This is a genomic window from Alcanivorax sp. HI0083 (assembly GCF_001635175.1).
The window spans coordinates 1-676 of the sequence record NZ_LWFX01000631.1; the positions used below are offsets into that span (position 1 = coordinate 1).

At 57.1% G+C, this 676-nt stretch carries 1 protein-coding gene; it reads left to right on the forward strand.

The window, feature by feature from the left end:
* Window positions 1-128: 128 nt before the first annotated feature.
* The coding region (locus A3754_RS06300) for a glutathione S-transferase (protein ID WP_063519108.1) at window positions 129-676 on the forward strand (548 nt) is incomplete at its 3' end.

The window sequence follows — 676 nt, forward strand, 5'->3', positions numbered from 1 at the left end:
CCCCGTCTTGCCATGATGGTCACGGGGTTCTCTGCTATGCTCCCGACACACTGAGACGTCTTGCAGCGCACGATTCAATGCACAACGCATGCAACAGGGTGCGCTGAGACATGGCAGAGAGCCCTACTATGATTACTGTGCATCACCTGGAAAATTCCCGTTCCCTGCGTATCGTCTGGCTGCTTGAAGAGTTGAGTCTGGACTACGAAATCAAGCATTACGCCCGCAACCCGAAGACCATGCTGGCCCCGGCCGAACTGCGCAAGATTCATCCTTTGGGCAAGTCCCCGGTGATCACCGACGGCGACACCGTCATTGCCGAATCCGGCACCATTATCGAATACCTGGTACATCGCTACGGCAACGGCCAATGGCAGCCCGCGCCAGAGGATGACCAATGGCTGAACTACCGCTACTGGCTACACTACGCCGAAGGCTCGCTGATGCCCTTGCTGGTCATGAAGCTGATCTTCAGCCATATCGCCAAAGCCCCCATGCCCTTTTTTGCCAAACCCATTGCCAAAAAAATCAGCGGCAAGGTCACCGGCACCATGCTGGACCCGCAGCTGAAAAATCACCTGGCTGTCATTGAACAGCACCTGGCAACGCAGACCTGGTTTGCCGGCGACACCCCGTCCGGGGCCGACATCCTGATGAGCTTTCCCCTACAGGCTGC